An 8,645-nucleotide genomic window follows, 5' to 3' on the forward strand; every position below is an offset into this window, starting at 1 on the left:
CCCTCTCCCTCCGGGAGAGGGCTAGGGTGAGGGCAGCGGCCTAACTATCACCGCACATTCAGTTCCTGTTTACTCTCAAGCATCGACACATTACCTGCCGACCTGGTCAATAAATTACTGAGCGACTGGTCAAACTTCTGCAGCGCCCGAACTTGTACATTCTGCTGTTCGTTAATATCTGCCACGATATCTTCCGAACGCTTGAAGTCCGCCCAGACCGGCGTCAACTCTTTCGCCTCGGATCCTTTGGCCGTCCCGATATAGTTGAACTTCCCGTCATAAAAATCCGCACTCACATCCGCCTTGATGTTCGAACTGCGCGAGGTAATCAACTGGCTGTGCGTGTCGACGATCGCCACCACATCCGGGTTGGCCGCACGCAGGCTCTGCATGTCCGGGTACACCGTCACCGAACCGAACTGGCGTTGCAGCGAGGCTTTCACCCAATCCACCGCCATGTCCGGTTTTGAAGTGGCGACGTAGGCGTCATGGATCGGCTGCACCAGCAGGCTCTGGCCGAAGCCGGTGCCGGCGTTGGCCTGGTAGTTGCGCAAATAGTCGCGGTTGGCCTGGGTGCTTGGGCTGTAGATGACACCCAGCGAGACACCGGGACCGCTTTTGACCTGAGTGGCGCTGCTGCGTCCCACCGGTTGGTTGAACAGCGTATCGAGGGAGGAAACCGCTTTCGGAGCGGTTGGAACAGAACAGGCTGACAAGGCTAAAACCGATATCGCCAGAGTACTGGCAAATGCAAGTTTCATGGTGAGTCTCCCGTGAAGCAACTTCAGTCGGAAAGTCAGGCATGTCGGGGTTGATTAAATAGAACCGGCGACAGTCGCCTCAGACTACTCCCGCCAAACTGAAAACAACCTGACAATTTGCTGAATGACTGTCATGTCATAGTTTTATTGGTTGTAAGGATTTTTGATTAATTGCCGCGTGAAATAAAAAAGGCGCAAATCAGAAATTTCCGCCTTTCATTTATGGCTGGTTAAACAGCCATCAGTTTTTCAATGGGATCAGCACTTGCTCGTCCGGCGAGAGCACCATGAACACCAGCAACTTGGCCGGCTTGCTCTTGCTGGCATTTTTCGAGATCAAATGCTCGGAACCGGCCGGCTCGTACCAGTACTGGCCTTTCTTGTAAGTGATCGGTTGCTCACCTTTGACCTGGGAAACGATCTCGCCTTCGAGCACGTAGGCCATGGCGGTGCCGTCGTGTTTGTGGGCGATCGAGGACTGGCCGGGTTTGTAATCGACTTCGATCATCATGGCTTTTTTGCCCGGGACGTTTTTCAGCAGCTGGTCCTGCAGCACCGAGACTTTCTCGGACGGGGAATCGGTACCGTGGGCCAGTGCGGAAGCGCTGATGGTGAGCGCCAGAGCGGCGAGCGGGGCGGCAAGCAAGTGCAGGACTTTCATGGTGATCACCTGATGAAGTGGGGGAGTCGGTGATCACAGTAGTCCGCGTGCCGGGGTATTCAAACGGCCAATGTTCGGGAAGTTCGGGTGACCAATCGCGGGAAAACAAGGCCGGCAAAACGAACGATGGCGACGGAGGGGGCTCCGTCGCCATCGATGTGGATCCTGTTGTTTTTATACGATCGGGAAGCTGTTGAAATCCACGCTATTGGCCAGACGACTGTCGATCAAGTCAATAAACCCCTGAGCTTCCGGGCGATTGAAATGCGCCTGCATCGCCGCTTCCGACTGCCAGCGGGCGCTGACCGTCCAGCGGTGGCTGTCCTCGGGGCAGCGGTCGACCATGTAGGAATCGCAGCCCGGCGTCTGGCGCAGGGTTTCGACGATCTTCTGCAACTGCTTGCCCAGCTCCTCCGATCGGCCGGCGGCAGCCTGCACCTGTACGGTGTTGATCACTTCGTTGGACATTGCTCACACTCCTGAATCAGGCCGGACGAATCCTGCTCACTGAGGGATAACGCTTGTGCAGAATAGGCCTGCACCCCCGGATCACCAATAACCAATCGGCGGTTAATCGTTTAGTCCAATCTAACCAACGACCTGTTGCAGTATGTCGCGCAGGCGGTCCAGCGCGATGTCTATGTCCAGCGTCTCGATGGCGCCGAAACCGAAGTACATCCCGCTTCTGGCCGGCTGCTGGTAATAGAAGCCGTCGATGGCGTACAGCCCGACTTCGACTTTTTTCGCCAGTTCGATCACCAGCGGCAAGTTGATCGGCACCTTGCAGAACACCGCCATGTGAAACCCCGCGCTGGGCGGCACGGCTTCCAGCCACGGCGAAAGGTCGGTGGCCATGCGCGCCAGAATCCGCTCGCGGCGCTGGGCATAAATGGTATGGCAGCGGCGGATGTGCTTGAGCAGACAGCCTTCGGCGATGAACTTGGCCAGCGCCCATTGGGGCAGGGTAGAGGCGTGCAGATCGGTGAGCTGCTTGGCGCGAATCACCGCCTCGAGAATCGCCGGCGGCAGGATCGCGTAGCCGAGCCGCAGCTCCGGCAGCAGGGTTTTCGAGAAGGTGCCGACGTAGGCGACGATGCCGCGCTGATCGAGGTTGTGCAGCGAATCCGTCGGGCGGCCCTCGTAGCGGAACTCGCTGTCATAGTCGTCCTCGATGATGATCGCGCCCAGCTCATGGGCTCGCTCGAGCAGGGCCTCGCGCCGCGCCTGACTCATCGGCATGCCCAGCGGGAATTGGTGCGACGGCGTCACGTAAATCAGCCGCGTGCCCTCGGGAATCCGCTCGACCTGAATGCCCTCGGCATCCACCGGCACGCCGACCACCGTCGCCCCGTGAGTGCCGAACAGCAGCCGCGCCGGCGGGTAACCGGGATCTTCCATCGCCACCAGACTGCCGGGGCGGATCAACACCCGGGTGATCAAATCCAGCGCCTGCTGCGCGCCGTTGCAGACCACGATGTCCTCGTCCTGACAGTTCACACCACGGGAAAACGCGATGTGCCGGGCAATCGCATTGCGCAGCGCCGGCAGGCCTTCCGGCACGCTGTAGAAACCTTTGGCATTGGCCATCTGCCGCAGCGCATGAGCGACGCAGCGGCGCCAGTCATCCTGGGGAAACTGGCCCTTGCTGGTGGCGCCGCCGATGAAGTCGTAGCGCAGCGAGCCTTCAAGCGTTGGATGCCGCAGGAACACCGGCAGATTGCGCCAGCTCTCGATCACCTCGGAACTGGCCAGTTCGGAATGGCTTTGTTTGCGCTGTACCGGCGTCGAGCGGGCGTTGACATAAGTGCCTTTGCCGATCACTCCGGTCAGGAAGTTTTCGTAAGTCAGCTGCGCGTAAGTGTCGGAAATGGTCTTGCGCGAGATCCCCAGTTGCTCGGCGAGCAAACGGCTGGGCGGCAACTGGGTGCCGGCGGCCAGGCGCCCGGATTCAATGGCGCCGCGCAGTTGCTGGTACAACTGACCGGCCAGATCCTTGCGGCCATTGATCACGACATGCAGTTCCATCCCGACGGGGCGCTCCGGGTGATTGAGTGTGCCGGCCAGATTACTCCCGTTTGTTTACGGGGCAGTAGTTGCGTAGAGCAAAAATATCGAATTGGTCACTTACCCTTGTGGGAGCGGGCTTGCTCGCGAAGGCGTCGTGTCAGGCAACAAAAAATCGACTGGCACACCGCCTTCGCGAGCAAGCCCGCTCCCACAGGTATCGTGTTTGGCTCGGGGGAAATGGTCTGCCATTTTTTCGTGGAATTGGGGCTGTAACGTTGCCCAACCAGCGCCTACCGTGAAATCACTCTTCTGCTGCCCGAGGCCCGCCCATGTCCCCGCGTCTGGATTACTACAGTGCATCGCCCAAAGCCATGAAAGCGATGATTGGCCTGGAAGCGCTGACCAGCAACCTGAGCATCGAACCGCCGCTGCTGCACCTGATCAAGATCCGCGCCTCGCAACTCAACGGCTGCGCGTTCTGCACCGACATGCATTCGGTTGAGGCGCGGCGGGCCGGGGAGACGGATCGACGCTTGTACGCCATCGCGGTCTGGCGCGACAGCGGCTTCTTCAACCTGCGCGAGCGGGCGGCGCTGGCCTGGACCGAGGCGGTGACGCTGCTGGCGGATAGCCGGGTGCCCGACGATGTTTACCAGCAGGCGCGGGAACAGTTCAACGAGACGGAACTGGTGGACCTGACCATGGCCGTCAGCACCATCAACAGCTGGAACCGGTTGGCGGTGAGCTTTCGCCAAATCCCCAGCGACTGATCACTTGCCCAGTAGCGGTGAAGCGCCGGTATTCACCGGCGGCCGCTGCGGTTTCACCGACGTGCCAAACGTATTGCCCATCCGCGTACTCGTGGCCGCCGGCGTCGCCAGCCCCACCTGATTCGGCGGGCGCTTGTTGACCGGCACATTCATCGCTTCCTGATTCTTCTGCGCAGCCGCCGCGCCGTCGGGGTTGTTGCCCATCTGCTGGCTCAGGCAATCGTAATTCGGCGCCTTGTAGCCACCCACCGTCACCTCGACGCAGCCCAGCGGCTGCTCCGCGTGCGCACCGCCCAACACCGTCAGCAACAACCCGCCGAAGACGACTTTCCAGACTGATTTCATGCCTGCCTCCTGGCCGGCCCGAAGGGGCCGCTCTAGCTCCAGAGTCTAGTGCAACGGCGGCGCCGATCCCGTGATGGTTTTTTTGCAGTGGCCGTCACACCAGATTCATAAACAGCCCTCAGGATGACGGTTTTCAGGGGTGCATCAGCCGTGCAGCGAGGCCGTGCCAGGGACGAATTTACGCGCTCAGCGCTCGTGCGCCAGCTCTGTCTGGGGCTGCTGCTTGGCTTGTTTCTGAGCCGCGTCAGCGCCGACCCGATGCCGGCATCGATGCGCATGACGCTGCACATCCCGGCCCAGGAACTGGCCCGCGCCCTCGAACAGTTCAGCCGCGCCACCGGCATGGCGGTGCTGGTCGACAGCCAGTTGAGTCGCGGTCGCCGCTCGTTGGCAGTCGAAGGCGAATTCACTGCTGCCGAAGCATTGCGCCGGATGCTCGGCGGCAGCGGCTTGATGGCCAAGTACAGCCGCGACGACGCGTTCACCTTGCAAGTGGCGCAAGTCGAGGACGTGCCGATGCCGGCGGAGAAACCGACCCCGGCCAGCGCGGCAGTCAACCGCAGTTACGCCACGGCGGTGCAGGCCGCGATTGAACGCAACCTGTGCCGCTCGCCGCTGACCCGGCCCGGCAGTTTTCGCGCGGTGTTGCAGCTGTGGATCGGCCGCGACGGCGTGGTGCAGCACAACCGGTTGGTCACCTCGACCGGCGATGTTCGGCGCGATGCAGCGCTGGTAGACAGTTTTCACACGCTCAAGATCGACCGGCCCACACCCGGCGCATTGCGCCAGCCAGTCACGTTGCTGTTGTTACCCGAATCGTCAGGAAAGCGCATGGAATGCACACAATGGGAAGGAGTTTCCGGGGGATGAAAGACGCCGGACAAAGTTCGATGGTCCAGCTGTTCCTGACGTCCTACGAGGACTTTCGGGTGCGCCTGCGACGCCGTCTCGGCTCGGAGGACCTGGCCAACGACGTGCTGCACGAAACCTACCTGCGGGTCGACCGCATGGAAGCGCCGCCGAACCTGCTGCGGCCCAACGCCTACCTCTATCGCATGGCCCTGAACATCGCCGCCGACCGCCGCCAGGCCGATGCGCGATTGCTCACCGGCAGTGAAGTCGAAGAGCTGCTGCAAGTCAGCGACGAAGCGCTCGACCCGATGCGCGTCGTGGGCGGCCAAAAGGAAATCCAGTCCCTGCTAAGCGCCCTTTACGAACTGCCGGCCCGGCGCCGCCGGATCTTCATCGCCGCACGGCTGGAAGAAGCGCCGCACCTGGAAATCTCCCAGCGTTTCGGCATCTCCACGCGCATGGTCGAGAAGGAAATCAAGGCTGCCCTCGGACACTGCGCGGCCAAACTGGAAAGAAAAGTGTTTCAGCGGTTCGGTCGCGGGGCCGGAAAACCGTCTAGTGAATGAAGCTCCCGATCAACCCGTCGAGTACCTGTGCGTTTGAACATCTTCCGTCTGACACCTGCCGAGCCCACGCCTGCCGAGCGTCTGCAAAGCGAAGCCCGCGACTGGCTGATCCTGCTGACCTCCGGCCGCGCCACGGTCGCCGACGCCCGAGCGCTGCGCCAGTGGTGCGCGCAAAGCCCCGAACACGCCCGAGCCTTTGAAGAGTGCAAAGCGTTGTGGCATCTGTTGCAACCGGCGGCGGAAGCGACGCAGGCGCCACGCCGGTTTGGACGACGGGCCTTTCTCGGCGGCGCGGTTGCGGCGTCGGCAGCGTTCCTGTTGGTGCGCGGCACGATCCCGGGCGGGTTCTCCGGGCTCGGCGCGGATTACATCACCGAAGTCGGTCAGCAACGCCGCGTCGAACCGGCCGATGGTTTGAGCCTGGAACTGAATACCCAGACCCGCATCAACCAACGCTCGGTGGATGAGGGCGTGCAAGGCTTTGAACTGGTCAGCGGCGAAGTTGAAGTGCAGACCGCACGGTTGCCGATGGCGATGCAGGCCGGTGGCGGATGGCTGCGGGCGAGCAGGGCGCGGTTCAACCTGCGCAACCTTGATCAACAGGTTTGCGTGACGTGCCTCGATGGTGCGGTGGATGTGGAAGTTGAAGGCCGGAGCCTGCGCCTGGAACCGGGCCAGCAACTGACCTATGACGCGCAACAGGTCGGCACCGTGCAAAGCGTCGACACCGCGGCGGTGATGAACTGGCGTCAACAGGTCCTTGTGTTCAACGGTGCGACCCTGAGCCAGATGATCGACGAGATCAACCGCTACCGCCCAGGCATGTTGCTGCTGCTCAACCGCGAACTCGGCCAGCGCCGCGTACAGGCGCGTTTCTCCCTCGATCAACTGGCCGGCGTAGGCGCGCTGATCCGCGATGCCTACGGCGTCAAATGCACCGAGTTGCCGGGCGGCGTAGTCGTCCTCAGCTAACTAACACAACCCCCACAAACACCCTAAAACCCTGTGGGAGCTGGCTTGCCAGCGATAGCGGTATGTCAGGCAATGAAATGTTGGATGTGCAGGCCCCATCGCTGGCAAGTCGAATCGTCGCACCGCAGCTCCCACAGGACCTCAGTGACTTCAATTACTGCAACGGCCCCATCACCTGCCGATACTTCTCCACCCCCTGCGCCGTCTCCCGAGTCAACCGCACCTCCAGCCCCAACGGATCCTCCCGCCGATTCCCACTCAACTGCCGCCAGCCCTTATCCATTTCCCAAACCCGCACCTGCAAATCACTCACCCCGCCCAACACCGCCACCCCAGCCGTCGGCGCCGGCAACGGATAGCGACTGCGCGCCGGCGCCACCGCGCGATACAGCGTGTCCCCCTTGAGCCACCAGCGCACCCGCTGCAACGCCCCCGACTGATCCGCCGCGCTCCGAATAATGTCCAGCCGAAACCCCTTGCTGTCACTGCTGCGCACCGTAACGGCAGGCGGCGCCGTCGCCGGTTCATCCTCCGTGCCAACCTTCTTCGGCTCCGTCAGCTCAACCCCGGCGCGCATCTCCACATCCCGCTGCATCTGATTCAACGCCCGCAACAGGCTGTCGCTCTGCTCACCACTGGCCTGCAAATGGCTGTCGGCGCGGGTGACACTGTCCAGCCCCTTCCAGGCAATCAGACTGACCACCGCCATCAGCAGAATCGCGACCATCACCTCGATCAGCGTAAAACCGTGTTGTCTGTTCATTGCACGCTAATCCGGCCCGAAGCATCGCGCAGCACACTCAACCGATTGAGCCCGTCAGACAGCGTCAACTGCAGCGGCGGATTGATCCACTCCGCGTTCAGTACCACTTTCTGCTTGGGCTCCACCCGCACCTCCAGCTTCGGACTCTGCCAGGGACGCGGCCGCAACTGAGGGTCCCGATCGAAATGATCAAAACCGTTGCCACTGTCACTGCGCCGACTGAACCGAAACCCCTTGCCATCGCTCAACCACGCAATCGGCCGCCCATCGGCGCGGGCCTCAGCCTGGGCAATCTGCAGCAACTGCGCCACGCGCTCGGCGTCCTTGCGCAGCAACTGCAACGGATCGGGCTTGATATTCAAACTGATCGCCGCACTGGCGATACCGATGATCACCAACACCACCATCAACTCGATCAGCGTAAAACCCTGCTGCCTGCACCGGTTCATCGAATGCGCACTCCCTTGCGTCCAGCCCCGTCCCAAAAAACCATCCTGCACGGCCAACATGTAAGGCGTGTGAAATAAAACCGTGAGAATTGCCGCGTAGTCTGGTCACCGGGACTAAAAGGAGATTCAGCCCATGAAATACACCGCACGCTTTTCACCCCCCCAAATCATCCAGGCCGCCGCACTGCTGACCGCCCTGGTCGGCATCGCCACCTGGTCATCCCTGCTCCTGACCACCGCCGAATCCCACACCCCGGCGGCCACGCCGCAACTGCTCGCGGCGCGTAGCGATAACCCGGCGTTGCAATGGTTTTCCAACCGGACGGCGCCGGTGGAAATCAAGGTCAGCGGCGTGATGGCGGGGAGCCGCGGGGCGGTGGCGATACTCAGCCTGAACGACGGATCACCGAGGAGTTTTTTGCAGGGGGAGCGGGTGAGTCCTGGGGTGAAGTTGGTGGCGGTGGAGGGAGATGGGGTGGTGATTGAGCAGGGTGGGGAG

The 8,645-nt window shown here is 61.7% G+C and carries 12 protein-coding genes; 5 read left to right on the forward strand and 7 right to left on the reverse strand.

From position 1 onward, the window contains the following. Positions 1-47 precede the first annotated feature (47 nt). The 4 genes from CAF76_RS22585 to CAF76_RS22600 form a co-directional block, all read right to left on the reverse strand. A complete protein-coding gene (locus CAF76_RS22585) occupies positions 48-761 on the reverse strand; it encodes an ATPase (RefSeq protein WP_085648450.1) in 714 nt (237 codons plus the stop codon). 241 nt (positions 762-1,002) lie between these two features. Next, positions 1,003-1,422 (reverse strand): cupin domain-containing protein, encoded by a 420-nt coding sequence (locus CAF76_RS22590; protein WP_085648451.1) that lies wholly within the window; start codon positions 1,420-1,422, stop codon positions 1,003-1,005. A 174-nt stretch (positions 1,423-1,596) separates the two neighbouring features. Then, the gene (locus tag CAF76_RS22595; RefSeq protein WP_039773274.1) at positions 1,597-1,890 is read right to left on the reverse strand and encodes a putative quinol monooxygenase; all 294 of its coding nucleotides are present in this window, start codon (positions 1,888-1,890) and stop codon (positions 1,597-1,599) included. Between the two features lie 120 nt (positions 1,891-2,010). Then, positions 2,011-3,447, reverse strand: coding sequence for a PLP-dependent aminotransferase family protein (locus CAF76_RS22600; RefSeq protein WP_085648452.1), 1,437 nt, complete (start codon positions 3,445-3,447; stop codon positions 2,011-2,013). A gap of 311 nt (positions 3,448-3,758) precedes the next feature. Here CAF76_RS22600 and CAF76_RS22605 point away from each other — a divergent pair, with 311 nt between their 5' ends. Next, positions 3,759-4,199, forward strand: coding sequence for a carboxymuconolactone decarboxylase family protein (locus CAF76_RS22605; protein WP_085610522.1), 441 nt, complete (start codon positions 3,759-3,761; stop codon positions 4,197-4,199). Here CAF76_RS22605 and CAF76_RS22610 read toward each other — a convergent pair whose 3' ends face one another. Further along, positions 4,200-4,544 (reverse strand): hypothetical protein, encoded by a 345-nt coding sequence (locus tag CAF76_RS22610; RefSeq protein ID WP_085648453.1) that lies wholly within the window; start codon positions 4,542-4,544, stop codon positions 4,200-4,202. Positions 4,545-4,694: 150 nt separating this feature from the next. On the opposite strand from CAF76_RS22610, the gene CAF76_RS22615 reads away from it, so the two are divergent. The 3 genes from CAF76_RS22615 to CAF76_RS22625 are packed head-to-tail and all read left to right on the forward strand — an operon-like array spanning position 4,695 to position 6,934. After that, positions 4,695-5,414 (forward strand): secretin and TonB N-terminal domain-containing protein, encoded by a 720-nt coding sequence (locus CAF76_RS22615; RefSeq protein ID WP_085648454.1) that lies wholly within the window; start codon positions 4,695-4,697, stop codon positions 5,412-5,414. Then, positions 5,411-5,962, forward strand: a complete 552-nt coding sequence (locus tag CAF76_RS22620; protein WP_011334580.1) for an RNA polymerase sigma factor — start codon at positions 5,411-5,413, stop codon at positions 5,960-5,962. The genes CAF76_RS22615 and CAF76_RS22620 overlap by 4 nt, the downstream gene beginning before the upstream one ends. Before the next feature lie 33 nt (positions 5,963-5,995). Then, complete coding sequence (locus CAF76_RS22625; protein ID WP_085648468.1) at positions 5,996-6,934, forward strand: DUF4880 domain-containing protein; 939 nt, start codon at positions 5,996-5,998, stop codon at positions 6,932-6,934. A 154-nt stretch (positions 6,935-7,088) separates the two neighbouring features. Here CAF76_RS22625 and CAF76_RS22630 read toward each other — a convergent pair whose 3' ends face one another. Beyond that, positions 7,089-7,697, reverse strand: a complete 609-nt coding sequence (locus CAF76_RS22630; RefSeq protein ID WP_085648455.1) for a prepilin-type N-terminal cleavage/methylation domain-containing protein — start codon at positions 7,695-7,697, stop codon at positions 7,089-7,091. After that, positions 7,694-8,146, reverse strand: coding sequence for a GspH/FimT family pseudopilin (locus CAF76_RS22635; protein WP_085648456.1), 453 nt, complete (start codon positions 8,144-8,146; stop codon positions 7,694-7,696). The genes CAF76_RS22630 and CAF76_RS22635 overlap by 4 nt, the downstream gene beginning before the upstream one ends. Before the next feature lie 133 nt (positions 8,147-8,279). Here CAF76_RS22635 and CAF76_RS22640 point away from each other — a divergent pair. Next, positions 8,280-8,645 (forward strand): type II secretion system protein N (locus CAF76_RS22640; protein ID WP_085695479.1); only part of this gene is annotated, 366 nt, incomplete at its 3' end.

Origin of the sequence: Pseudomonas sp. B40(2017), assembly GCF_002112855.1 — a bacterium.
GTDB classification, from domain to species: domain Bacteria; phylum Pseudomonadota; class Gammaproteobacteria; order Pseudomonadales; family Pseudomonadaceae; genus Aquipseudomonas; species Aquipseudomonas pharyngis.